The sequence below is a fragment of the Blautia sp. aa_0143 genome, assembly GCF_004167315.1.
In the GTDB taxonomy this organism is placed as follows: Bacteria; Bacillota; Clostridia; order Lachnospirales; family Lachnospiraceae; genus Blautia_A; species Blautia_A fusiformis.
Genome location: NZ_RCXU01000006.1, coordinates 82099 through 108354 on the forward strand (window position 1 = coordinate 82099; position 26256 = coordinate 108354).

Annotated in this window: 22 protein-coding genes; 3 read left to right on the plus strand and 19 right to left on the minus strand. The window is 46.7% G+C overall.

Going from position 1 to position 26256, the window contains the following annotated elements; genetic code table 11:
- Positions 1-152 precede the first annotated feature (152 nt).
- The 3 genes from EAI83_RS04250 to EAI83_RS04260 form a co-directional block, all read right to left on the minus strand.
- Positions 153-812 carry an SdpI family protein gene (locus tag EAI83_RS04250; RefSeq protein WP_326929022.1) on the minus strand — a complete coding sequence of 220 codons (660 nt, stop codon included), beginning with the start codon at positions 810-812 and terminating at the stop codon, positions 153-155.
- Positions 799-1077: an autorepressor SdpR family transcription factor gene (locus EAI83_RS04255; protein ID WP_015527197.1), complete on the minus strand. Its 279-nt coding sequence runs from the start codon at positions 1075-1077 to the stop codon at positions 799-801. Before EAI83_RS04255 ends, EAI83_RS04250 begins: the two co-directional genes overlap by 14 nt.
- Positions 1078-1293: 216 nt before the next feature.
- Positions 1294-1524 carry an HPr family phosphocarrier protein gene (locus tag EAI83_RS04260; RefSeq protein WP_015527198.1) on the minus strand — a complete coding sequence of 77 codons (231 nt, stop codon included), beginning with the start codon at positions 1522-1524 and terminating at the stop codon, positions 1294-1296.
- A gap of 157 nt (positions 1525-1681) precedes the next feature.
- On the opposite strand from EAI83_RS04260, the gene EAI83_RS04265 reads away from it, so the two are divergent.
- Positions 1682-2908, plus strand: coding sequence for a 6-phosphofructokinase (locus EAI83_RS04265; protein ID WP_129974659.1), 1227 nt, complete (start codon positions 1682-1684; stop codon positions 2906-2908).
- A gap of 151 nt (positions 2909-3059) precedes the next feature.
- On the opposite strand, the gene EAI83_RS04270 is transcribed toward EAI83_RS04265, so the two are convergent.
- From EAI83_RS04270 to EAI83_RS04315, 10 genes are all read right to left on the minus strand, one after another.
- Positions 3060-4148 (minus strand): class II aldolase/adducin family protein, encoded by a 1089-nt coding sequence (locus EAI83_RS04270; protein WP_044961478.1) that lies wholly within the window; start codon positions 4146-4148, stop codon positions 3060-3062.
- Positions 4149-4368: 220 nt separating this feature from the next.
- Positions 4369-6180 (minus strand): S8 family peptidase, encoded by a 1812-nt coding sequence (locus EAI83_RS04275; RefSeq protein ID WP_015527201.1) that lies wholly within the window; start codon positions 6178-6180, stop codon positions 4369-4371.
- 104 nt (positions 6181-6284) lie between these two features.
- A complete protein-coding gene (locus EAI83_RS04280) occupies positions 6285-7055 on the minus strand; it encodes a prolipoprotein diacylglyceryl transferase (RefSeq protein ID WP_129974660.1) in 771 nt (256 codons plus the stop codon).
- The gene (locus EAI83_RS04285) at positions 7052-7870 is read right to left on the minus strand and encodes an arginase family protein (protein WP_015527203.1); all 819 of its coding nucleotides are present in this window, start codon (positions 7868-7870) and stop codon (positions 7052-7054) included. Before EAI83_RS04285 ends, EAI83_RS04280 begins: the two co-directional genes overlap by 4 nt.
- A gap of 43 nt (positions 7871-7913) precedes the next feature.
- Complete coding sequence (locus tag EAI83_RS04290; RefSeq protein ID WP_129974661.1) at positions 7914-8858, minus strand: DUF308 domain-containing protein; 945 nt, start codon at positions 8856-8858, stop codon at positions 7914-7916.
- Positions 8859-9026: 168 nt separating this feature from the next.
- On the minus strand, positions 9027-9218 hold the full coding sequence (locus EAI83_RS04295; protein ID WP_015527205.1) for a small, acid-soluble spore protein, alpha/beta type: 192 nt from the start codon (positions 9216-9218) through the stop codon (positions 9027-9029).
- Positions 9219-9315: 97 nt separating this feature from the next.
- Positions 9316-9498 (minus strand): PspC domain-containing protein, encoded by a 183-nt coding sequence (locus tag EAI83_RS04300; protein ID WP_015527206.1) that lies wholly within the window; start codon positions 9496-9498, stop codon positions 9316-9318.
- Between the two features lie 13 nt (positions 9499-9511).
- Complete coding sequence (locus EAI83_RS04305) at positions 9512-10429, minus strand: DUF4097 family beta strand repeat-containing protein (protein WP_129974662.1); 918 nt, start codon at positions 10427-10429, stop codon at positions 9512-9514.
- The gene (locus EAI83_RS04310; protein ID WP_129974663.1) at positions 10426-11202 is read right to left on the minus strand and encodes a DUF1700 domain-containing protein; all 777 of its coding nucleotides are present in this window, start codon (positions 11200-11202) and stop codon (positions 10426-10428) included. The genes EAI83_RS04305 and EAI83_RS04310 overlap by 4 nt, the downstream gene beginning before the upstream one ends.
- 2 nt (positions 11203-11204) lie before the next feature.
- Complete coding sequence (locus EAI83_RS04315) at positions 11205-11522, minus strand: PadR family transcriptional regulator (RefSeq protein WP_129974664.1); 318 nt, start codon at positions 11520-11522, stop codon at positions 11205-11207.
- 256 nt (positions 11523-11778) lie between these two features.
- Between EAI83_RS04315 and EAI83_RS04320 the strand changes: the two genes are divergently transcribed.
- Positions 11779-13239, plus strand: a complete 1461-nt coding sequence (locus EAI83_RS04320; RefSeq protein WP_173722851.1) for an RsmF rRNA methyltransferase first C-terminal domain-containing protein — start codon at positions 11779-11781, stop codon at positions 13237-13239.
- A 52-nt stretch (positions 13240-13291) separates the two neighbouring features.
- On the opposite strand, the gene addA is transcribed toward EAI83_RS04320, so the two are convergent.
- Together addA and addB are read right to left on the minus strand one after the other, a co-directional pair.
- Positions 13292-17014, minus strand: a complete 3723-nt coding sequence (gene addA / locus EAI83_RS04325) for a helicase-exonuclease AddAB subunit AddA (RefSeq protein ID WP_129974665.1) — start codon at positions 17012-17014, stop codon at positions 13292-13294.
- Positions 16995-20417 carry a helicase-exonuclease AddAB subunit AddB gene (gene addB, locus EAI83_RS04330; protein ID WP_330547756.1) on the minus strand — a complete coding sequence of 1141 codons (3423 nt, stop codon included), beginning with the start codon at positions 20415-20417 and terminating at the stop codon, positions 16995-16997. Before addB ends, addA begins: the two co-directional genes overlap by 20 nt.
- Before the next feature lie 167 nt (positions 20418-20584).
- Between addB and EAI83_RS04335 the strand changes: the two genes are divergently transcribed.
- Positions 20585-21022, plus strand: coding sequence for a hypothetical protein (locus EAI83_RS04335; protein WP_022426589.1), 438 nt, complete (start codon positions 20585-20587; stop codon positions 21020-21022).
- Positions 21023-21096: 74 nt separating this feature from the next.
- On the opposite strand, the gene EAI83_RS04340 is transcribed toward EAI83_RS04335, so the two are convergent.
- The 4 genes from EAI83_RS04340 to EAI83_RS04355 form a co-directional block, all read right to left on the minus strand.
- The gene (locus EAI83_RS04340) at positions 21097-23046 is read right to left on the minus strand and encodes an NAD(+) synthase (RefSeq protein WP_092068377.1); all 1950 of its coding nucleotides are present in this window, start codon (positions 23044-23046) and stop codon (positions 21097-21099) included.
- 19 nt (positions 23047-23065) lie between these two features.
- Positions 23066-23947: an Hsp33 family molecular chaperone HslO gene (hslO, locus tag EAI83_RS04345; protein WP_022426587.1), complete on the minus strand. Its 882-nt coding sequence runs from the start codon at positions 23945-23947 to the stop codon at positions 23066-23068.
- A gap of 17 nt (positions 23948-23964) precedes the next feature.
- Positions 23965-24738, minus strand: a complete 774-nt coding sequence (locus tag EAI83_RS04350) for a class I SAM-dependent DNA methyltransferase (RefSeq protein WP_022426586.1) — start codon at positions 24736-24738, stop codon at positions 23965-23967.
- Positions 24739-24914: 176 nt separating this feature from the next.
- Entirely contained in the window at positions 24915-26045 is a 1131-nt protein-coding gene (locus EAI83_RS04355; RefSeq protein WP_059086908.1) for a hypothetical protein, read from the minus strand.
- Between the last annotated feature and the right edge of the window lie 211 nt (positions 26046-26256).

The window sequence follows — 26256 nt, forward strand, 5'->3', positions numbered from 1 at the left end:
TCCCTCCTGTCTGCTGTCTGTTTATAGTGTTCGAGAAAATGCTTTTGTATGACATTATCATATCACGTACCGCTTTGTTTGAACATTATTTTTTGATAAAAAAGAAGCCGCCACTGCCTTTTTTCTGACAGTGACGGTCCGAAATTATTTTCTCAGATTCCCTTTTTATAAAGAATAAATGAATAGATCATTGGCACAAGGATGACCAGCAAAATTACCGCAAAAACAATTTCCGTTTTCAGGAGCAGCGAATTCATAAGAAAAAGCAGCCCTGACAGGATCAGTATCCAGCCTGTCATACGGTTGGTACGGTTCCAGTTCTCCTCGCTGTTCAAGGTCCAGGGAAGCTTCATTCCCACTGTATAATTCTGTTTCACCTTATGAACGTAATTTCCGAGAATGATAAACATGATCCCCACCATGATATTCACGATCACACCTATATCAATGTCCATACCCAGAGCAAGACCATAGATTGACATGCAGGTGATCACAGACACCACCGGAACCAGCCACAGGACCATGGTAAAAATACGCCTGTTGATATTTTTTCTCTTTGGATCATTGGCTGTAAAAAACACGCAAAACAAATGGATCAGCAAAAGCAGAAATGGAATTCCAAAAACTGCCATCGGCTTGCTGCTCCAGCCGTTGGCCACATTGTGCTGATCAAAATGTGTTGCGATCTTCTCCGGCAGACGGTTCCACAGCAGGATCCCTGCCAGTGACGGTGAGATCGTAAGGATACTCCCGGAGATCAGGGACATTTTATATTCCTTCAGAAACTCTTTTCTTTCTTCACCTTTCATCATTCTTTCCCCCTTTCAGATCACTGAGCCACAGAAGCAGCTCCTCTACAACTGTGGTATTCAGTTCATAATACACGAAATTCTTCACCTTCGTTTCCCACACAAGATCTGCTTTCTTCAAAATTTTCAGATGATAGGATATGGTTGCACCCGTCATGTCAAAATGTCCTCCGATCTCACCGGCTGACATTTTCCCGTTTTTCAGAAGCTGCAGGATTTCTCTCCGCACAGGATCCGAAAGTGCCTTGAAGGTTTCCGCAAACGCCATCGTGTATGTCTTCCTCCTTTCAGATAGTATTTAGAAATATTTCTAAATAGAATATAGCATTTTCGAATTTCCCAGTCAATAAGTATTTAGATTTTTTTCTAAATACTTACATTTGTCATCTATAAAAAAATGAGGATACCGATCATCGCCTCTGCGATCTTACGATATCCTCATTCACCATCGATCAACCATTATTTATTTTTTCCCCTCTTAAACCTACCTCATGCAAAAACCAAGACTGGATGTGATCTCCGGCGCAAGCTCCGGCACATGTGCACAAAAGTCCATCTCTCTTCCAAGGCCAATGGATGCAACTCCAAGAATGGATTTGCCATTTACCGTTCTGCTTCCCCTTTTCAGATCCACTGCAAACGGAAAATGCTCCGTCACATCAAGAAAACGGTTCACTTCATCCATGCTCTCAAACTGTACTTTTTTTACTGTCATCGTTTTTTTCACCTCTTTTCTCTATCTATACTACTATTTTACTATGATATAATTATTTGTATAGAGTAATTTTTTTATAAAAAAGGTGATTTTTTTAGATGTTATCTTCTCCTATTTCTGTTACAATATAAAAAAACAACACCCAGGAGGTATCAGAATGTCAAAAAAGAACCTTATCGCAGGACAGTCCGGCGGACCGACCGCAGCTATCAACAGCAGTCTTTACGGTGTGGTATCTGAAGCACTTAAACATACAGAAGAGATTGACCATGTTTATGGTATGGTCAACGGCATTGAGGGATTTTTAAACGGAACAGTCCTTGATTTCCAGGAAGCACTTCCGGGAGAGCAGCTTCTCGCTCTTACCTGGACCCCCGGCGCTTACCTTGGCTCCTGCCGTTACAAGCTTCCGGAATCCCTGGAGGATCCGGTTTATCCGAAGCTTTTTCAGAAATTCGAGGAGATGAACATCGGCTGGTTCTTTTATATCGGCGGCAACGATTCCATGGATACCGTCAGCAAGCTTTCCCGCTATGCTGAAAAGATCGGCAGCGACATCCGTATCCTCGGTGAGCCGAAGACCATTGATAACGATCTTGTAAACACCGACCATACTCCCGGATTCGGAAGTGCTGCCCGCTACGTAGCCTCCACCGTCCGTGAGATCACCCTGGACGCCTGTGTCTATGAGAAAAAATCCGTCACTATCATCGAGATCATGGGACGTCACGCAGGCTGGCTCACCGGAGCTGCTGCCCTTGCCCGGAAATACGTTGGAGACAATCCGCTTCTCATTTATCTTCCGGAAACCGATTTCGATGTAGAAGAATTTCTCCAGAAAGTTCATGCTGCCTTCGAGAAAAACTGCAACGTCGTAGTCTGTGTATCTGAGGGAATCCATGATAAAGACGGCACTTTCATCTGCGAATACGACAGCGCTGCCGGAACCGACGCCTTCGGTCACAAGATGCTTGCTGGCTGCGGTAAATATCTTGAGAATCTTGTACGCAGCCGTCTTGGTGTCAAAGCCCGCTCCGTAGAGCTCAATGTAAGCCAGCGCTGCTCTGCAGCTATGCTCTCCGGAACAGACCAGCAAGAAGGCATCCTCGCCGGTGAATTTGGTGTACAGGCTGCCCTGAACGGCGAAACCGGAAAGATGATCGCATTTAAACGTCAGAGTGATTCTCCGTACTCCATGAAATGTACACTGGAGGATGTCAACGTTATCTGCAACGAAGAAAAGACGGTCCCTGTGGAATGGATCACAGAAGACGGCTCAGATGTCACCGAAGACTTTATCCGCTATGCCCGCCCGCTGATCCAGGGAACTGTAACTGTTCCGGTTGGTGAGGATGGACTGCCGGCGTTCGTGTATCGGAAATAAGATTTGTGGTAATGCGGATAAAAATATCCACATTTGCTGCGTAACTCTGTCCTGAGTAACTGTTTATCCGTCATTCAATAAAAAATGCACCGGGAATTTCCTAATAGTTCCCGATGCATTTTCTTTATTTCTCTCTATATATTTTTCTTTTTTATTTCTTACTGCGATATGCTTCTGCTTCCCAGTGTGTGATAAAATATGTGATCTCATCAGTCATCTGCAGCGGACCGCCAAAGCTCTCTGCATACACTGCAAGCTTGATCGCATCCTTTACCAGAAGCTGTGCCTTTGCTGCCTTTCCTTTGTCATCTTCCATGATAAATGCGCCAACGCCCTGTACCAGGATCAGTCTTGGCTCTTTATCATGCTCTGCCATAAATGCATCCATCGCATTTTTCGCCTCATCAATATTTTCTACAAATAACGGATAAGGTCCGCAATATACAATATGATCCGGAGTAAACGGCTTCAGAAGAGGTGCCGCAGCAGTTTTATCTTTTACAAAATGATCCGCCTCCGCAGCCGGTACGACTTCCACCGCATGTCCAAGCAGACTGGAAAGCTTCTGTGCTGCCTGCTCTTTTTCAGGTGTAACTGCATCACTTACATCCGCAATTCTCTTTACCTGCTTTTCCAGCTTTCCGATCACACCATCGAATAAAACGCCGATCTCCTCTACAGTATCAGCCGCAACAAAAATTCCGTGATTCTGAAGCAGAAGAACCTGCACGTCTTTTCCTGTTTCTTCTTTATAGGCATTCATTTTCTCGAAGCAGATGCGGGCAAGTGTGTATCCCGGTTTGCAGATATCGATCCAGAGTACATCTTTTCCAAGAAGCTCTTCGCAAAGAGCCTTTGCGCCCTTTCCGCAGGTCAGTCCATTGATAAGTGTCGGATGAACATGCAGGACATACGTATAGGCAAACAGATTGTGGAGCAGTGCTTCCACGCTGGGACGTTTGGTTTTATCCTCATCGGTCACTGCCGCCATTACATCTGCAAGATATGCAGATTCACGCTTCACATCATCCGCCGGATATTCCGTTTTCATGATCTCATTCAGACGGGCTCTGTCCATTTTGACAAATTCCTCTGCCTTAATGGTAGCAAGCTGTGTACCGGATCCCTTTACATACAGTGTTGTATCGTCTTTTACAGAAGTATTACCGCCTCCTGCCAGAACATAGGCCGGATTGCTTCCGTAAGTGTTTGACATTTTTACCAAAGTTGAAAGCTCCATAAGTAAAATTCCTCCCTGTTGTGTCATTATATAATTTTTCCATATATTTATAGTACACGATACAAAGTGAATTATCTATATGAATATTTTTTCCAAAATTAGTACTTTCGTATCCTTTTTTTATTTTTCCAAATGTAATATCTATGCATCTTGTGCATCTACTCTTTCCAAAGGAAATGATCTGTTTCTGCTTTTCATATTTTTTCCAATTCTCATCATCTCACGTCAGCAGTTCAAAGGTATGATACAGATCCACCTTCCCATACCCCCACTCCGGGTTTGGGTACTGCATGTTTTCTTCTCTTCTTGCGCCTCTCTGCAGATAATATTTCACGCTGCTCCCGGTAAAAAACGGCTGGTTATCCCGTATGATCGCCCATTCAAACAGAAGTGCCGCGATGCCGGCGGTCTGTGCGGCGGAGATACTAGTTCCGGAGCGGGTTCCAAAGTCGCCTCGTACCAGCGGCACTTTTACGTTAACGCCAGGAGCTGCCAGATGTGGAGTGATCATGCCATCTGGCGTATAGCCTCTGCCTGCTGCAATGTAGATGCTTCCGTCACGATGCTGGTAGGCAGTTGCCGTAATGCTGTTCCTGGCGTCTCCCGGCGCTGTCACCGTGGTATAGGGGGATGGTTCCAGAAAATAGGTATCCTGGGAGATCAGCCCTTCCACAGGAAGCCATATATGGAACTGTACGTTCTGTTGATTTCTTGCCTGGGTAAAAATTTTCCAGATACCGGACGCCGGATGGAAAAATCGGATATACACCAGGGAATATCCGGTCTGACGCTCGATCAAGATATAATTCACATACACCTTTGTTTCCACAAAAACAAATGACAGCTCCTGGGTTCTGGAACCTATGGAACTGCTGACTTCCAGTATCTCACCGGTTGGTGACTGGATGGAAAGCTCATAGATTTCCGGCGGTTCTCCCCAGAATTCTATGGTAAAGCCCTGCTCTCTTTCCGCTACACGGAGTTCTGTCACGATCTGTTCCCTTCCCTGAGAAAAAATCCCCGTACTGTGGTTTCTTGTATTTCCTTCGTTTCCTGCTGCCACAGATACGGATACCTGAGAAAAATTTGCCACATAGTCCACATACTGGCTTAACGCATTGGTCCCCAGATGCGCGCCCTGGCTGCTTCCGATCCCCAGGCAGATAGAAAGTGGCATCTTCAGCTTTTTGGCCTGGGAAATCGCAAAAGCAATGGCCATCATCACATCATTTTCCTGAAAAGCTTCTGCCTCCGGAGGATAAAGATAAAAATTCCGGAGATATTGCTTTGCCGGCTTTACCTTGATGATGATCAGGGTTGCCTCCGGCGCTGCTCCGGTAAAATTTTCTCCGGGTACCATATTTCCGGCAGCAATACCCGCCAGTGCCGTGCCATGGCCGTTGGTATCTCTGGATGGCACGATGGCAAACGGCTCCTCGGAAGCCAGTGCCCGGTCGATATCCTTTTTCCGAAATAATTTGCCATATGGAACTTCTGTATCTGCTATATCATCCCCCGGCAAATTATCTGCATCTCCATTTTCAGCTTCCAACTCCCGTCCAGACTGATTTTGTTCTTCCTCTTCTATGGACTGATCCCATAAATAAGCGATTCTGGAGCCGCCTGCATTTCGAAACACTTCATTCTGATAATCAATCCCCGAATCGATCACCGCCACCGCAGTACCTTTTCCACGCAGCTTCAGATAAGGGTGATCGTGCAACCTGTTGATCCCTGATTCCCCTGCTGCCTCCATATCCATGTAGGTATAGCATTTCGGGATCGAATTATAGGAGGTTCCCGTGACCTCAATTTCTCCCATACTTTCCAGCGGAACATAAAGAACCCCGAAAATTTCATTGATTGCCCGAAAAGATGCCCCCGGAAAAAGTTCCATAGTATCCTGGACATTCTGCATATATTTCACGATAAAATCCCCGAAGCGCTGACTCTGTGCCGGATTTTCCGTCTGCGCTCCGGGGATCTTATCCTCTGTTTTCATATTTGGTTCAAAATCTTCTTTTCTGAGCATGACAGGCCTGCTTTCGCCTTTTTCATAGATGTATGCAGCGAAAACCTGTCCTTATACCACTATTGTCCAACTTTTTCCTGATACATGGGACTTCCCTGATCCATTTAAACACTGCTCTTGCTATCTCTTTTTTTCCTGATCCGTATCAGCAGCACGATCCCCGCAATCCCTGTAAAAATACTGATAAACTGGGAAGTCGACAAAATTCCCACACTTCCACGGATAATATCCCCACGGAAAAACTCGATCACAAACCGTCCAATGCTATAAAAGATCAGATAACAGGCAGTAACCTGACCATCTTCTTTTTTGTTCCGTGCGATCAGCAACAACAAAAGAAAATGCAGAAAATCCAGTCCGCTGGAATACAACTGCGTCGGGATCAGCGCCACGTGATTGGGCGCATATTCGGAATTCTGAAATATCACAGAAAAAACACTCTCTGTCTCTTTTCCATAACAGCAGCCCGCCAGGAAACATCCGATCCGTCCAAATCCCTGGGCCAGTGCCACAGATGGCAGGATCACATCCGCGTATTTAAAAAATACAAGCTTTCTGATCCTGCAATACAGAAGCCCCGTCAGTATCCCGCCGATGATACCGCCAAACACCACAAAACCGGAGCTTAAAGTTTCCATTATAAATCCCGGATCCTGAACAATTGATTTCCACTCTGTGATCCAGAAGAGAAGCTTTGCACAGAAAAATCCACCCACCAGGCACCACAGGATCATTGGAAAGATCTGTTCACTGTCAAGCTTCTGTTTTCCGGCTCTGTATTCTGCAGTCAGGCAGCCTGCCACAATTCCAATGGCGATCATCAGACCATAACCGTATACCGTAAATGGCCCGATGGTAAGAAGTTCATTTTTCATCGGTTTCCTCCTGTTATCTCATTCTTATTTCCGTCATGATCTTCGCTCCCGTATGCGGACAGAAAACACTCCAGCAATGTAGCATTGGCCCGGTCATTCAAGGCGCTGTTTCCAGATTCTGCTACATCACATTCACCACAGATATCCACGCCCAGGATTCCCTCTGCACATATTTCTCTGACTCTCTTCAGACATTCCAGCATCGTATCCAGGCGCATATCCCCCTGGCTCCAGTTCGTGTCCGCATCATCCTTGCAGAGAACATCTTTATCCACAGAAATGTACAGCGGCAGCTTTCCCACATGCTTGCTTACAAACGCACACACCTGCGCCTCTTCCATTTCCAGAAGCTTCTCTCTGCTCAAGAATTCCACCTTTTCCTGAATCTCCGATTCCACTCTGGAAAAAGCTTCCTCATCCGGGCCGATCAGGATCACCCTTTTAAGCAATGGAAGTTCCATAACAGAATCGTAGATCCATCCTCCGCAGGAAAGCAGACCTCCGAATGCCGGCGGCTGCATATCCGTGTGATTGTCAAATACAAGAAGCGAGAAAGGCTCCGATATCTTTTCCAGCCAGATCCTTGTCATATAGTGATAGTTTCCGGAATCAATAAAATGGATCCCTCCGGAAGAATAAGGGGCAATACGGCTGCGAATGGCATTCATCGCATCCTCATCACAGTAGCAGTTGGTTCCGGGAATGTCCCTGGCCTCCACCCGGGATACTTCTTTTCCCCTCCAGAACTGCTGATCCTCATATATTCCGGAAAAATCCATCATCAGTATCTTTATATTTTTATCTGTATTTTTCATGTGCACATCTTACCACGGAATGGCAGATGATGCAAGAGAAGGGTCAGTCCTTCCACTCTTCCAGTTCTTCATCGGAACCGTCCAGAAGATCCTTCAGGCTGCCGGTTTCCGCCTGGTCTTTGCCTACAGCCCAGAGCTTCATTTCCACATTCTCCGGTTCTTTTTCCCAGCGGGAATTCTTCTGCTTTTGCTCTTCTTCCGGTTCTGTGGATTCTTCTGTCTCTTTTCTGTCCGCAGAATATCCGTCTGCATCCTGCGCCGGCATAGCCGCTGTAGTCTCTGCTGTAGTTTCTGTTGGATATTCTGTTTCCTTCCCACTCTGCTGCTCACTCGGCGCGTTTTCATCCTGGGTTCTTGTATCATTTGGCACATCCATATCTGCCGTTTCATTTACAGCATCTGAACTGTCTGCACCAGAATCTTCCTTCTCTGTCTCCGCTTTTTTTGCGATCTTTCGAAGCCCCAGCTTCATAATAATATAGAATACGATATCCGCAGCTCCGTCACACACCAGCACCCAGCCGGAAAAGATCAGCAGAGTCATGATCTTCGGAAATCTTCCAAACAGCATCACGATTCCAAGTGCAATGAAAACAAGACTTCCGATCAGAAGCACGCTCCATGCGCCGTTTCCTCCTTTTTTCAGAAGGAAGGCTCCTTTAAACTTCCACAGACTGTCAACCAGTACAAATGCGCTGAGCATCCATGGAAGCAGTTTGATCACAATGGACGGTGTCATAAAAAGAAACACCCCCAGCACAAAAACAACCACACCACTTAGAAGATCCATGATCGTAGCTTTCGCTTTTCCACGTATGTAAATATAGATATGATAAATGCCAGCTCCGATGAGGATCAGCCCGAATACTACTTTGCAGATCACGTCCACCGTCTGCGTGGGGATCAGGATCAGGCAAAGTCCCAGCAGTATATAAAATACTGAGGAGATGATCTCACCCTTTAGAATGTTGTTGATTTTTTCACCCATGTTCCTTCATACCTCCTCTGTTATTTCAACAGTATAGCTCTTTTCCACTGGTCAGTCCACCCTGAACCGTCAAAAAAATTTCTTTTTTCCAGAAAAATATTCTTATAATTCAATACAGCCCGAAGGACTTTTCCGGCGTCATTTCGCCTTGTTCCTTCAGGCTGTATTTTACTTTTTATGTTTCTTCTTTTTTGTCATAAGACCACCGATCCGTCCGGTTTCTTTTGCAGAAAGGCTTTTCCACCCGTCTTTGATCACTTTATCCAGAACTCCCATCTCATCGGCAATCTCGTATTTCAATTTTTCCGCCTGGGAAAGCTTTCCCTCAAGATATGCTTTTACTTCTTTCTCCCTGTTCATCTTCCACACTCCTCATCTTTTTTATGGAGTATGGACAATTTCCGGATAAATTATGCATTCTGAAAAATATGTCCGTCCTTTATGGGTACTGTCATTTTTAATCCGGGATAATGATCGCCGCAATGATATACGCCAGGATTCCAGCTCCGCCCATCAGCGTGATGATTACCCATACCAGCCGGACAAGAGTCGGATCGATATTAAAGTATTCCGCAATTCCGCCGCAGACACCACATAACATACGGTTTACTGATGATTTGTATAGTTTTTTGTTACTCATAATGCTTCCTCCTTTAGTCTTCTTCAAATTCAACCTGAACGTTTCCCATTCCGCAATCCAGTTTTATATTTTTCGTGGCACCTTCATTTGTGATCTGTTTATTTCCGGAAGTAATGGATGTTTCCAGAGAATCATCCACCTCCAGATTTCCAAGACCACATTTCAGCTCATAATTATACTCAGCAGCTTTTCCTGTAAGTGTAAGCTCCATATCTCCCATACCACAGCTTCCTTTTAAATTCTCCACCTGAAGTTCACTGATGTCAGCAGTTCCCACTCCGACTGTAAAATCTGCTTCCTTTATATCCAGGCTGCCGGAATTTTCAATGGTTCCGGCCCCCACATTTACTTCCATCTGCTCCGCTTTAAAATCACCATCCAGTTCGATGGTTCCGGCTCCCATCTGAAGTTTTATCTTATGAAAGCTTAAGTTTTCCGGGCAAAAAATTTCTATGGAACGGTTTCTCACTTTTTGATTGCTTGCAATTCTCAGACTACCGTTGTCATTGCTGATCTGAATGCGATTGTGATCCTTCCCTGAAACTTTCACCTGAACTTTATCCTCATTCCATGTTTTCAAAACCAGTTCTTCGTATCTCAGATCACAGAAAAGATCTGACACAGCCGAGGCCTCATATACTTTCGTATATGCGGAACTGTCTGCACTGTCTGCCAGAACGCCCTTCTCAGTTACCGCGCTCTCTGCAGCTGCCTGAAAATCGTCCTCCTGCTCATCCATATCTTCCTCGGAATCTTCCACTTCCCAGCTGTCTTCATGATCCAGAACACGAAGCACCTGCGTGATTCCATGATCCAGAACACTCACATCTCCCATAGTCGCTCCCATGGCAGCTCCGCCGGCAGTAAGTCCCAGGCCTGCTACACCGAATACTGCTGCAAGGATCAGAATTACCTTCAGAAAACGTTTCATACTTTTTCCGCCTTTCTTCCATTCAGGAGATTGCTGCAGAATCCCGTAAATTTCCGCAGGATCGCAGGCAATATCTTACCTGTAAACCACACCGTCAGTAACAGTAACAAAAGTCCAAGTGCCATCATCAGGCATCCGATACCGATAGTCAGGATTCCGGCCGGCGGAAGAGACACCGTCATGGCAATCCCAACAACAATGCACGCAACTGCACCGATCACAAGGATGATCGATCCCGCTCCTGCAAAAAATGTCAGCAGGAAAGGCAGCAATGCCAGTGTCACCAAAATCCCCAGTACTCCGCCAAATAATCCTTTTATCAGAGGAGCCGCAAAAACAAGAACGATCAGCGCAAGAATGATTCCTGCCTTATTCTGCTTTTTCTCTGCGTGATAGCCGCGCTGGGCACGTCTTTTCCTGCGGTCTTCGAAATTTTCTGTATTTCCCGTATCACGATGGGCCTCTCCCTGTCCATTTCCGTATACGGTTACTTCTGTATAATGGTCCGGCATTTCCCCGTTCTCTTTCACACGGGTATCCTGATATCCGTTCTCTGTGTATTCCCCGTAATCTTCACTGTTCTCCTGAAGATCTGCCTTAATGATCGCAGCAACCTTCCCCGGATTTCCCAGTTCCCGGATCACTTCTCCTTCATTCTCAGGACCTGCATCATCAAAATATCCTTCATAATATTCCAGTGCTTCCTGTCTCTCTGCCTCTGAAATATCGGAAAGCAGCCGTTCAAGCTGTTCCATAAACTGCTTTCTGTTCATAATCAAACTCCCTCCTCAAACATCCTGGTGATCTTGGATGAATAGATCTCCCATTCACTTCTGTAAAGATTCAGCTGCGCTGCGCCCTTATCTGTCAGCTTATAATATTTCCGGTTTCTGCCTGCATATTCCATATTGTAGGCTTCCAGACATTCATCCTTCTGAAGCCTGCGAAGGACCGGATACAGCGTAGATTCTGAAACCTCCAGAACACTTCGCACATCCTGGGTGATCTTGTACCCGTAGGTACCGTCCTTCTCTCTGGAAATAACAGCCAGGACGACCGCATCCAGGAGGGCTGCTCCTGTATTAAATACCATCTGCTCACCTCTCTATGACCTGTAAAACGGACATTCACATTCCGTCTTACTACATGCTGATGAACGCGATCACTTCACGATCCAACGCTCACATGATAAGTCATGTAATATTGTTCTGTGAATAATACTATATATCGTATAATATAGTTTTGTCAATAGTATTTAGAAAAATCCCTCTATACTTTATAATATTTTTCGGAAACCACTCTTTTCACACAATATCCGAGAGAGTCAAGTTTATATTATGGAGGAAATTATGACAGATTCAGATAAAATACAGACATTACCGCTTCCTTTTCTGGAGCGTATGAAAGAAATGCTGGGAGATGATTATGATGCTTTCCTGAAAAGCTACAAAAATCCCCGCACCTACGGTCTACGTGTAAACACCGCCAAGCTCTCCTGCCAGGATTTTCAGGCGCTTTCCCCTTTCCCTATCCGGCCGATCCCGTGGATCAATACCGGATACTTCTACGAGGAGGAAAGCCGCCCTGCACGATGTCCTTACTACCAGGCGGGCCTTTATTATCTTCAGGAACCAAGTGCCATGACACCAGCTTCCAGGCTTCCTATCGAACCTGGAGATTTTGTCCTGGATCTCTGTGCAGCTCCCGGAGGAAAAGCCACTGCCCTGGGTGCAGCCTTAAATGACACCGGATTTCTCCTTGCCAACGATATCAGTACTTCCAGAGCCAGAGCCCTTCTTAGGAATCTGGAGCTTTTTGGCATGAAAAATATGCTCGTCACCGACGAAAAGCCCGCCAAACTTGCCCAGCGTTTTCCTGCTTTCTTCAATAAGATCCTTCTGGACGCTCCATGCTCCGGGGAAGGCATGTTCCGAAAAGAGGAAGCCCTTGCCCGCGACTGGACACCGGAAAAATCTGCTGAGCTTTCTGATATCCAGAAAGACCTGGTCTTAAAAGCTGCCGATATGCTCCGTCCGGGCGGAATGCTGCTTTATTCCACCTGCACTTTTTCCCCATGTGAAGACGAAGAAGTGGTAGCCTATCTTCTCAGACAACGCCCGGATATGGAACTTATGGAAATGCCAGGATATGAAGGCTTCTCCAGCGGCCGCCCGGAATATGCCGGCACAGCAGACACTTCCGATTCCGAAATCGCGTTAAGCTTAAATGCATTTAATCCGGAAGAACTTCAAAAATGCGTCCGAATCTTTCCACACAAAATGGATGGCGAAGGTCATTTTCTCGCCCTGTTCCGCAAAAAAGGTGACTCTCTTCCACCTGTTTTCCGCTTTTCCGCAAAAGGACCGGACAAAAATACCCGGAAATGGCTGGAGGAATTTTTCTCTGAGATCGGCCTGAAAACCATTGGCGGTCAGGAATTTGACTGGAACCGTGTGGAAGTCCGCAAAGATAAAGTATACTATCAGCTGCCCTTCCCTCTGGATCTCCGCGGAATCTCCTTTCTTCGAAACGGCCTCTACCTGGGTGATCTGAAGAAAAACCGTTTTGAGCCGTCTCAGCCTCTGGCGCTGGCGCTTCACAAAGGAGATGTGGAAGCAGTTATCTCCCTGCCGGTTTCTGATGAACGGCTTACCCGTTATCTGAAAGGCGAAACTCTTATGATCGAGCCGGAAGAGGCCGCTCACAAAAAAGGCTGGCACCTTCTCTGTGTGGACGGTTATCCTCTCGGCTTCGGAAAGCTTGTAAACGGAATCCTGAAAAACAAATATCCTGCTGGCTGGAGAGTGTAATCTCTCCGCCGCAGGATATCTGCCCACATTAACATATCATTTCATTTTCAGATCAGAGACTGAACGCTTCTCCAAGAGTAAACGAATAAATATACCGTTCCTTCACCTTCCGGCCTGTCATCCGTTCCAGCGCCTGGGCGTAATCCTCCAGCTGTACATGATAACGGTCGATCAGCTTCTGTTCTTCTCCACGTCTCACAAAGTCCGTTTTATAATCCACCAGAACGATTTCTTCATCCTCTATAAAATACGCATCAATGATTCCCTGTACCAGAACATTTTCCTCACACTGCCACTGCGGATCGAGCTCCGAAGCTTTTCTTGCGATCACAAAAGGCTGCTCCCGGAACAGAAGTCTCTTCTCTGAAGCTGCTTTCATCCGCTGTCCGAGAGGTGCTTCCACAAAATTCCAGATATCCTTTACCCGGACCGACTCAGCCTCTTTTCTTTCCATCTTCCTGGCGTCAACCCATTCTCTCAGCTGTCTGCGAATCTCATCCCTGTTTGCTGTCTTCTGATAGTCCAGGCATTCCATTACACGATGATAAGCCGTTCCACGAAGTGCTCCTGTATATCCTTCCTCTTTCTTCTCCTCGATAAATCGGGGAACCAGCGGCTGGATCTCTTCTTCCGTCTCATAATCCACCGTTTCTTCCAGATCCTGCTCACTGTGGTAGCTTCGCTTTTTCAGTTCTGATACACTCACCTTCACAGGAAGATCTTCCAGATATTGATAGGGATATACAAAGGAAAAACGTCTCTGGATCTCCTCCCGAATCTCACTGTCAAAAACTCTGCCCGGATTCCAGTTCTCCAGTGTTTCCTTCTTCATTTCCCGCTCTGCCTGTTCCATAACCTCACTTTCTGTCAGTTCCTGTGCTGTGACCCGTGTAACTTTGAATTCTGCCGGATCTTTGTACAGAGGATTTGCGGTATTCATAAAGATGCCATATTCATGAAATAATGGTGCCATGCAGCGATGCCTTGCCAGTGCCGGAAGCACATAATCCCAGTAAGTCTTCCCGCCAAGCCTCCTGCCCAGAGAAAGCAATGGTTCCTCACTGTCCCTTAATGCGGACAATTCCCCCAATTCCGGATGCAGGGCTCCAATAGTTCCACTGAGGATCAGTTTTTCCTTTGCACGTGTAAGCGCTACATAAAGTACCCTCAGCTCCTCTCCGAGGCTTTCCATCAGGAGCGCTCTCCGTATGATCTGCCTGCAAAGGGATGGAGCGATGATCCTCTTCTCCGGCAGGATCGCATCCGCACCGATCCCCAGCTCCGGATGGATCAGGATACTTGCGTTCATATCCCGGAAATTAAAGCGTTTTCCCATTCCTGCTGCAAACACTACCGGAAACTCCAGTCCCTTGCTCTTATGGATCGTCATGATCTGTACTGCACTTTCCCCGGTTCCGGAAAGATTTACCTCCCCGTAATCCACCTGATACTGCTGAAGCTTCTGGATATATCTTACAAAATTAAAAAGGCCTCGATAGCTTGTCTTCTCATATTCCATTGCCTTTTCCACAAGCATGTTCAGGTTTGCATTCCTCTGTTCACCATTTGGCATTGCCTTTGCATGGTCTCCATATCCGGTGCGTGCAAGTACCTCCAGGATCAGCTGATGGACCGGCGTGTAAGCCGCCTTATCACGAAGTGTATTCATGGTGTCCATAAAACAGGACAGCTTCTCTCCGAGGATTTTTTTGTTTTCCTCAGAGCTCCCATGCTTTCTGTAGTCCTCCACAAACCTGCACACACATTCATAGATCATTCCTTCCGGATATGCGATCCGAAGCTCAGCCAGCTCTTCTGTGGTACATCCAACGATCGGTGAACGCAGTACGCCGGTCATGGGAATATCCTGCAGCGGATTATCCAGGATCCGGAGATAATTCAGCAGTGTCACAACCTCTGTTGCAGAAAAATATCCGGTTCTGGAGGCCGTATATACCGGTATCCCTCTTGCACTCAAAACCTCCCCGAAGGTTTCAGCCCAGCCTGAAGCAGATCGGAGCAGGATCACGATATCTCCATATTGAAGAGGTCGATACTCTCCCGTTTCCTTATCCAGCACCCGTTCATGCCCTACCATAGATCGGATCCTTCCTGCAATGGCAAGGGCCTCCAGCTCTCTCTCATTCTCCGTTACTTCTTCATCCTCCTCTTCCAGCAGCGGACTGTATTTATCCACAAGAAGGATCTCTGTTTTTACAAATTCCGGATCCTGGCCTTCCGGAAAAGAAGCTCCGGGATACAGAGCTGCCGCCTCGTCGTAAGCAATTCCTCCCAGATCTTCCCCCATGATTTGCCGGAAAATAAAGTTGACACTTTCAAGGACTTCCGGTCTGCTTCGGAAATTTTTGTGCAGGTCGATCCGCTGTTCCGGACTGTCTTCCAGTGAATAGCTCTTATATTTTTCCATGAACAGTTCCGGACGGGCCAGACGAAAACGGTAGATGCTCTGCTTTACATCTCCTACCATAAAGATATTTTTGCGTTCATTGACCCAGCCGGAAACTGTCTGCATCAGGATTTCCTGAACCAGATTACTGTCCTGATACTCATCCAGCAGGACCTCATCATATTTTTCAGAAAGCTCTCTTGCCGCCTGGCTGGGCACATAGGTTTCTCCTTCCTTTTTCAGAAGGATGTCCAGGGCAAAATGTTCCATATCTGAAAAATCCAGAACATTTTTTTCACGCTTCTTTGCCTGGAAACGTTCTGCAAAATCCTTTGTCAGCTTTACCAGCATCTCCAGCGGTGGTGCAGATGCTTCTGTCAGTTCCGTCAGCTCAGCCAGATTTCCGTAAAAATATCGGATCCCCAGTTCCTTCAGATTATCTTTTGCATCTTCGCGAAGAGTTTTTACCAGATTTTTCAGCTGCTCCGATACTCCCTCCATTTTTTTTGAGGAAAGTCTTGCAAACTTCAGATTCCGGAGATTCTGCGCTATCTCATCATAATCCCTTTTAACGGACAGTTGTTTTAACTGCCGGATCAGTATCATATCCTTTTCCAGAGCCTCCAGATAAAGCTCCGGTCCATCCTGGAGCTGACAGGTCTTCATTGCGGTTTCGGTAAGCTCTTCCGCTTCTTTCAGTGCACAGTCTGCAGCCTCCCACAGATATCGGAACCATTGCGTTCCCTCAAGACCTTTTTCCGGATCCAGATGATAATTCTCCACACAGCTGTCCAGCCATTTTTCGGGCCATGGATTACTCATCGCAGCATTATAAAGCTCCAGCACATGTTCCTTCAGTCCTTCATCCGTTTTTCCTGGCGCATAGCATTCCACAAATGCAGTAAAATCTGCCTTTCTTTCTGCATAATAATCTTCAAAAAGCTCCTTCAGCACATCTTCCTGCAAAAGCTTCAGTTCACCCTCATCTGCAGTCCGGTAACCCGGATCCAGTCCGATCAGATGAAAATAATTTCGGATCACATAGGCGCAAAAGCCGTCAATGGTAGTGATCTGTGCCGTATGGATCAACGTCATCTGTCTCTGCAGATGCTCATTATCCGGATCTTCAGCCAGTGCCTGATCCAGTCCACGTTCGATACGTTCCCGCATCTCTCCCGCTGCCGCCCTTGTAAATGTCATGATCAGAAGACGGTCAATGTCCACCGGTTTCAAAGGGTCCATGATCTTACTTAAGATCCTCTGCACCAGCACTGCAGTTTTACCGGAACCGGCTGCTGCGCTGACCAGAATATTCCGGTCCCGGAGCGTGATGACCTTTTTCTGCTCCTCAGTCCATTTCACTGCCATTCTCTTCCTCTCCCTTCATGATCTTTTTCCACAGTGCATCTTCTTCTATGGACGACAGCCTGTGAAACTCATATCCCGGTATCTTCCTGTCGAAGCCGCACACAGTAAGATACGGACAATATGTGCAGGCATTCTTTTTTCCAAGTTCATAGGGTTCCACTGCCGCATTTCCATCCAGGATCGATTCCCTGATGTCACAGATCTTTCTCCGCACATACGCTCCCAGAGCATCAAACTGCTTCCTTGAGGCAACAGAAGATCTTTTGCTGAAGCTTCCGTCCCGGTTCAGGGATACCGGTATGGAGGCCATAGTGCTGTCGATTTTGGTACTCATATTATCATCTGCCTGTACAAGCCCGTTCATTTTCATTTTCTTCAGCATCTGTTCATTGATGCTTTCCATATCCGCATGGATCTTCTCCTGTATCATAGGATCCTTCACATTATAATAAAACACACCGGCCGGAACGATCTCGCGATCCGGATACTTCCGTTTTTCCACCTGTAATGCTCCATCCAGATAGACCATCAGCTGAAGCTGAAGGCCATGATACAACGCCAGCAGATCAAACGAAGTATTTCCGGTTTTATAATCGATCACCTTCACATAGACCCGGTTGTTCTCCGGCTCTTCCATGATATCCACACGGTCGATCCTTCCGCCCTGAAACCTCACCTCAAATCCTTCCGGCCGGAATGCTCCATGCTTCAGCTGTTCCTGCAAAGCCCACACGGTACGCCGCAAAATACGTCTGGTCCGTTCGATCATATATTCATTTCTCGCACTGCTTTTAAGGATCGTATTTCCGTAATCTGCGGAAACCTGATCCAGACAGCTGTCTATGATACGGTTTCGCTCTTCCTCCGTAAGCTCTGCCCAGTCCAGTCCCTCTTTTCGGACTTCCGCCGCAAATTTTTCCAGTGCCATATGCATGACATTTCCCATATCCATAGCCCGGAACTCATACTCTGCACGTTCTGTAATCTTCAGTCCATACTGCAGAAAATGTGCAAATGCACAGGCCGCAAAACGCTCCAGCCGGGTAGCACTGTACGGGGAAATTTCTCCATAGAGAATCTTTGCCACTGTTTTTCCGATCTTGTCTGACGGTCGTTCTGAAAAAGATGCCTCTGTAAGATTTTTTACAAGGATCCTGTATTCCGGGCTCTGAAGATACCAGCTGTACAGTTCCTGGAAGACCGCATTATCCTGGTAAGCTTCTCCTGCAAGCCCTCTCAGGAAATAATCCAGGCTGATTCCCGGAAGCTCCAGTAATTCCATAGGTTCCTGCATATCTCCGCACTGCCGGATCTCCATTTCCGGAAACATCTCCCGGATATTACTGACAAGAAAGGCCGGACTCAGGGCTTTTCCCTGGCTGTCGGACTGACAGAAGGACAGACAGAGCAGTTCTCTTGGCTTGGTCATGTTCAGATACAGATAAAATCGCTGCATGTTCATCAGTTCCTTTGGCCCCGGTGCAAGCTGGATCCCCTGATCTTTAAAAAATTCTCTGTCAATCTCCGTAAGCATTCCTCCACCGGATGTATTCTTCGGAATATTCCCTTCATTTACTCCCACAAAAAACAGTGCACGGATATCCTTCAGCCTGGTTCTCTCCATATCTCCCACAAGTACCTGGTCCATACTTGGCGGGATCAGAGCCACCTTGGCCTGGTTCAGTCCTGTTTCCAGAAGCTGACGGAAATCCTGGCGGTTCACGGTTTCCTCTCCAAGGATCTCCACCATATTATCCAGAAGTTCCATAACGATTCCGTAGATCTGGGCATATTCCTTTTCCATGGCCTTGTCGCCCTGTTCCTTGAATTTCAGTTCCTGATGCTTCAGTTTCTGCTGCACCTGGCTCCGCACTGCAAACTCGTAGAGAAAAGTACAGTATTCCCGCACCGTCTTTTTCCCACCTTTAAAGCTTAGCGCAAGCTCTCTGGTCTCATCTGCGAACCGCTGCCGGATCTCATTAAGCCTCTGAATGCTTTCCGGCGGCATTCCCCGGTAAATACGCACCCACACTTCATCCCATTTCTTAAATCCACGGATACCAAGAGCCAGCACATAATTCTCCAGAAGGTCTGCTTCCTCCCTGGTCACACAGGACATTCCGCACCGGAGATACCGGAATACACTCTCATAGGAAAAATCCTGCACTGCCATCTCAAGTGCTGCCCGGAAATATTCTACAAACGGATTCATCAGGACCGTATGCTTCTCATCAATGAAATACGGGATCCCTGCTGCTGTAAATACCTGCTTTGCAAGATTTCCATACTCCTCCAGGTTACCTGTGATCACGGCGATCTCACCGTAACGGCAGCCCTTTTCCCTTACAAGTCTGGCGATCCGGCGGGCAGCTTCTTCCATTTCCTTCTGCGGGTTCACTGCCGAAAACATGCAGATCTCATCCTGCGCTTTTTTATATATATTTTTTCGGTAACGGAAGATATTTTTTTCAAGGAAATGAAGGGCAGGTGCCTGGGAAAAGCGGGATTTTCCCACATCCTTCAAAAGAACCGGTGTCTCGATCTCCCTGGTCAGCTCCGAAAGCCCGTGGATCATCTGACGGCTCATATAAAAAAGCTGATAAGGTTTTCCTCTCATGCTCAGATTCTCATCCGCATCCATGGTCACCGTTACCATCACCTTCTCACAGACAGCAAGAAGTTCTCCCACAACACGCATCTGAATAGGCGTAAAACCGGTGTAACCATCCAGAAGGAGTACACTGTTTTTCATTTTTTCAGAAAACGGAAGAGCTTTTTCCAGCGCATCCATTACTTCTTCTCCTGTCATATAATGATCCTTCAGATATCCGGTAAATGCCTGGTAAAGAACAGCTACGTCTTTCAGCTTCATCTGAAGTAACGCTCTGTCACCGGAATCCTCGATCATCTCCTGGATCTCACTGTCCCGGATATCGTACTGCATAAACTCCGACAGGATAGACTTCACTTCATCCAGGTATCCCGCTTTACGCATCTGACCTCCCAGATAGGAAAGCTCCTTTCCATGCTGCTGTACCATCTTCTGCAGCACCATACTCTTACCGGTTTCTTCCAGAAGGATGCGGCTGTCTCCTCCAACTTCCTCCAGAACACGGTATGCAAGACGCTCAAAGCTCAGGATATCAATATTCAGGATTCCCCTGCCCGGACTCATCTCCACCAGTGTCTTCTGGGTCTGCATGGTAAACTGCTCCGGCACGATCACATAAAAAAGCTTCTCAGGATGCAGCCCCGCCTGTTCTATGATATTCTGATAAGCATAACAGGATTTTCCGCTTCCGGAACTTCCTATGATAAACTGTAATGACATCTTCATCCTCCCGATCACTTGCAGATTTTCAGTCATTCCGGCGCCATCCTGCGCCTGAAGTATTCCTATCATACCACAAATTCTACTCCTATAGAACGGTCGTTCTCTATATTCTGAAATATCTGCCTGCTCTTTTCCTTATTTTTCCAGGCACAGTATCGGATAACCTGCGCACAGCTGTGGCATAAATCCTCCCTCCCGATAATAAACTATATAAAAAGCTTTGGGAGGCGTGCGCCATGAGTTCCAAAACCAGGATCATCGTCCTACATATGAAAGAGATCATTTACACAGCTGTCTTTCTGGCTCTCGCTGTTGTTCTGGCTGTCGTTCTTTTCTTCATGTTCGGTCCCGGAAAAAATGCCAGTCATACAGCCAGCGAAAAATCCCGCTACAAGCCGGGCGTCTATACCTCTTCCATCACCCTGAACGAGAATACCTTCGATGTGGAAGTTACTGTAAATGCTGACAGGATCAAGGCCATCCGTCTGGTGAATTTAAATGAAGCCACAAAAGCTTCCTATCCTCTTATGGAACCGGTTCTGGATTCTTTGGCAAGTCAGATCTATTCCAGTCAGTCCCTGGAAGACATTCAGTATGCAGGAGACCGGAAATATACCTCCCAGGTACTCCTTTCAGCTATCACGGATGCAGTAAAAAAAGCGGAGAACACTTAAGCTCTCCGCTTTTTTCTCATATCAGATATATTTGATCCTGTAACAGCATTCACATTCCTCTTTGTGATCTACATTCAGATTTCAATCTTCTCCAGCACATCCTGCCAGATCCTTGCACTTGCATCACTTGGCATTCTGAGATCTCCTCTTGGAGAAAGTGCCACACTACCTACCTTCGGGCCATCCGGCAGACAGGAACGCTTGAACTGCTGGGCAAAAAATCTCCGATAGAAGGTTTTTAGCCATTTCAGGATCGTCTCTTTATCATAAATCCCCTCAAAGGTCAGGCAGGCAAGCCTGTAGATCTTATCCGGTGTAAATCCTGCACGCAGCATGTAATACAGATAAAAATCATGAAGCTCATACGGTCCTACCAGATCCTCCGTCTTCTGGGCGATCTTGCCATCCTTAGGAGGAAGAAGCTCCGGGCTTACCGGAGTATCCAGGATATCCAGAAGAACCTCCTTCAGTTCCTCATCTCCGCAGGTATCCGCATAATAACGTACCAGATGACGTACCAGTGTCTTCGGGACAGAAGCATTTACACCATACATGGACATGTGATCGCCATTATAGGTTGCCCAGCCAAGAGCCAGCTCGGAAAGGTCTCCGGTTCCCACAAGAACGCCGCCTTCCTTGTTTGCCGTATCCATCAGAATCTGAGTACGCTCACGTGCCTGACTGTTCTCATACGTCACATCGTGGATCTCTGGATCATGTCCGATATCCCGGAAATGGATATTTACCGCCTCTTTGATATTTACCTCGGTAAGCCTTGCACCAAGGCAGCGGCTTAACTTGCAGGCATTCTGATAGGTTCTGTCTGTGGTTCCAAAGCATGGCATGGTCACACAGTGGATCTGTTCTCTCGGCATTCCCATCCGGTCAAAGGCACGTGCCATTACAAGAAGCGCCAGGGTAGAATCCAGTCCTCCGGAAAGTCCTACCACCGCACTCCTGCTGTGGATATGCTCCATACGTTTCTTAAGTCCCATAGCCTGGATGTTCAGGATCTCCTCGCAGCGCTCATCACGCTCTTCCTTCACAGACGGAACGAAGGGATACTGTGGATATTTTCTGGTAAGTCTTGTTTCCTCCTCTGCTACGGAAAAATCAACTCTTGTATGACTGCAGGTAGAAACTGCCGGATACGTGGACATTCTTCTTCTCTCATCAGCCAGTCTCTGCACATCGATCTCACTGTAAATGATGCCGTTCTCAAAGCGTCTGCTTTCCGCAAGCATGGAACCGTTCTCTGCGATCATATTCTGTCCGCCAAACACGAGATCCTGGGTAGACTCCCCTTCCCCTGCACTGGCATAAATATATCCGCAGATCAGTCGTGCTGACTGCCCGCTTATCAGAGTTCTCCGGTAGGAATCCTTACCTACCATCTCATCACTGGCAGAAAGATTAACGATGATATGCGCACCGTTGACGGCATGACGGATACTTGGCGGCGCAGGGACCCAGAGATCCTCACAAAGCTCTGCTGCAACAGTGAATTCCGGAAATTCCTTACATTCAAAGATCAGCTCTGTTCCAAAAGGAATTTCATCCCAGAACTCATCCTCCTCATTTTTCTCGCACTTCAGGAAGTCCACAAATTCCACATCTTCTTCCTCTGCACCTGCAAACTGTCTCTGCTCATAAAACTCATTATAATTCGGAATATGAGTCTTCGGCACAAATCCCACGATACGGCCATGATTCAGAGCTGCTGCCACATTATAGAGCTTGCCTCTGTGACGCAGCGGGAGTCCCACAAAGATCAGGGCGTCCGTCTCCCTTGTCTCCTCTGCAATATGCAGAAGCTCATCCCACGCACTGTCCAGAAGACATCTCTGGAGAAAAAGATCGTGACAGGTATATCCTGTGATACAAAATTCCGGAAATACCATCAACTTGACATGTTCCTTTTCCATTTCATGAATGGCCTTCAGGATTTCCTCTCCGTTTGCCTTGCAGTCTGCAACGGTAACTCTCGGCGTTGCCGCTGCCACCTTGATAAAACCATGCTTCATTTTTTCTTCCTCCCGAGTTTTATCGCTTGCACTCTCTTATGATCCTCTTAAGATCTTCCACGGTAAAATTATAATTCTTATTGCAGAAATGGCAGTTCATCTCAATGTCCTTGCCTTCCTGGATCATCTCGTTAAGTTCTTTTCTTCCGATGCTGATCAGCGCTTTTTCCACACGCTCTCTGCAGCAGTTGCAATGGAACTGTGTGGGCAGTGTATCATTGACCTCTATGTCAAAGCCTTCCAGTACTTTTTCAAGAAGACTTTCCGGTGTGTGTCCCTGCTCCAGAAGATTGGTAACAGAATCGATCTTTGATACGTTTTCCTCAAGCTTTGCGATCACCTCTTCCTCTGCAAAAGGCATCAGCTGTACAATAAAGCCTCCCGCCTGACGGACTGTATTATCCTTATTCATCAGCACACCCAGTCCTACCGCAGACGGAACCTGCTCGCTGGTTGCAAAATAATAGGTGAGATCTTCTGCGATCTCGCTGGTCTGAAGAGCAACCTGTCCCACATATGGTTCTTTCAGTCCCATATCCTTGATCACATCCATAAAGCCTACGCCGACAGCTCCCGCAACATCCAGCTTGCCTTTGCTGTTTGCCGGGATACATACATCCGGATTCCCCACATAGCCCTTTACATTTCCGTGAGAATCCGCAGTTACTGTGATTCCCTGCAGTGGTCCGCCTGCATGGATCCGAAGTGTAAGGAGATCCTTTTCCCCTTTCATCATAGCTCCCATCATGGCACCGCCGGTAAGGAGACGTCCCAGTGCCGCTGTTGCCACCGGACTGGTGTTATGATTCTTTCTCGCTGTCTCCACCATATCGGTTGTAACAGCCGCAAATGCACGGATCTGGCTGTTTGCCGCTGTTGCTCTTACAATATAATCACTCATATAAAAAATTTCCTCCTTTATTTCTCGTCTGACGGAATTTCCTTTCCATGTTCTCTGGCCACAAAAGTCAGTCTTCCGCTGTCCGGCTTCGGTGCATCCTTGGTGTATGCGTCATAAACCGCCAGCGGGATCAGGCCTGCCTTTTCAAGAAGTTCCCTTACTTTCTCCGGATCATAGGCCTTCTGGTAATGAATTTCCTCGTCTCTCTCATAAAGACCATCTTCTCTCGGAAGAAACAGAGTTAGATCATACACATTGATCCCGGTCTCCTCATCAAATTCATTTTCCCAGATAAAGCTTCCCTCTTCCCGATTCTCTGCAATAGTCGTATTTCCAAGCATTTCCCGGTATTTATACGGGGTGTTCATATCAAATATAAAAATTCCATCCGGATCAAGATAATTGTTCACCAGTTTAAATACAGTAAGCAGATCATCCTCCTCTGTGATGTAATTCATACAGTCACAGACGCTGACGACAGCACGTACCGTTCCATAAAGTTCAAACTCCCGCATATCCTGTTCCAGATAAAGGATCTCATGACCGGATTCTGCACGTTTTTCCATGGCTTCGCCAAGCATTTCCTCAGAGTTATCCACACCGATCATATCATAACCGGACTCAGCCAGAAGCTCTGTCATCACTCCGGTCCCACAGCCAAGTTCCAGCACGATCCCGTCTTCAATTCCGTATTCTTTAAGACTTCCTATAAGATATTCCGCCCATTTTTCATATTCCACATTGTCCATGAAAATGTCATAAACTCTGGCGAAATCACTGTATGCTTCCATAAAAACCTCCAAATATTTTCCGGGCGTTCCATCGCCCGCAGCGTTCACATTATACCATGTCTTCCTGTATAAGTATACGCCTGTGACATAATATGACACAAAAAATCCGGGACCGCAGCCACAAAAGCTGTGATCCCGGAATTCTTATCTAACCGAATCTCCTGCTACTCCAGGCTTTACTGTACAGGCATATAGTATACGTCTGCAGCCTCACCGTGCCAGTAGAAGCTTGTTCCATCCTCTTCATATACATCACAGTCATACTGAGAAGAGAAGGTGAAACGGTTTCCTTCGTTATCCATCCATGCACCGTTTCCGTCCGGAACGATAACACGTGGTTTACCATCGGAGTTTCTGTAAATAGTTCTTGTCTCATCTGTGTTGCCAAGCTGCTCATCTGTAAATCCGCCATTTACGATAGCACCGGAGGAGCTGCTGTCAGTGGATGCAGTTCCATTGGAAGAACCATCAGATGTACTGCTTCCGTCTGTAGATGTTCCGTCAGATGCTGCACTTCCGTCTGTAGATGTGCTTCCATCGGCAGCTGTAGTTCCATCTGCTGCTCCGTCAGAAGAAGCTGCAGCATTACCATCTGCAGATGCACTTCCATCAGAGGAAGCTGCTGCATTACCTTTACCGGCAGTCTTGGCTGCGGAACCATTTGCCGCACTCTTCAGAGTGGAATCACCAAGGATTGCAAAGCTGTCGACAGACTCCTGAACCTTTTTCAGAGCATCCTCTTTTTTAACAGATGCCACAAGGCTGTAATACTCACTGTCATTTACAAAGTATTTATTGATAGCATATACATAACCGTCACTCTTGGTCGTATCCTTATATTTCACAGTATAGGAATAAATGTTGATTCCGTCTTTCTGATCTGCCTTGTAATCCTGGATCTCAAAATCGGTTCCATTTACCATGTTCTCTGCCTGTGTCATGGAAACTGCCATATCCTGGGAGTTCGGGATCACTGCAGATTCCAGATCTGCACCGGAGCCGTGAAGGATCAGGATCCTGCCCTGGTCCGGAGACTCGAAGCTTACCATATCTGTCTCATCGGACTTGTTGGCCCAGGTTGCATCCGGAAGCTTGATCGCTACGGATTTATCCTTGGATGTGTAGGTTGTATTCTGTGCGTCTGCTGCAACAGTCGGTGTAACCTTCGCTTTTTTCGCCGGTGTCGGAGTAGGAGTAGACTCCACAACCACGCTGTCCTCTTTTCCTCCTCCGAAACTACATGCCGTCATGACACCAGAAAGAGCAACAGTCATAGCTAAAAGTGCAATAAATTTTTTATTCTTCATAGTATCCTCCTCATAATCATCATCAGTCACAAAGTGTGTCCGGAATATTCACTCCTGAACACACTCTTTGCTATAGTTTACGATTTTATTACAGCTTTGTCAATTGATTTCTCCCTGTACTTTATGAATATCCTGTAAGCAGATATCCTGCTCCGTACAGGATTTTTCTAACATTATAATTTTCCCAGATATACCTATCTTATTCTCTTCT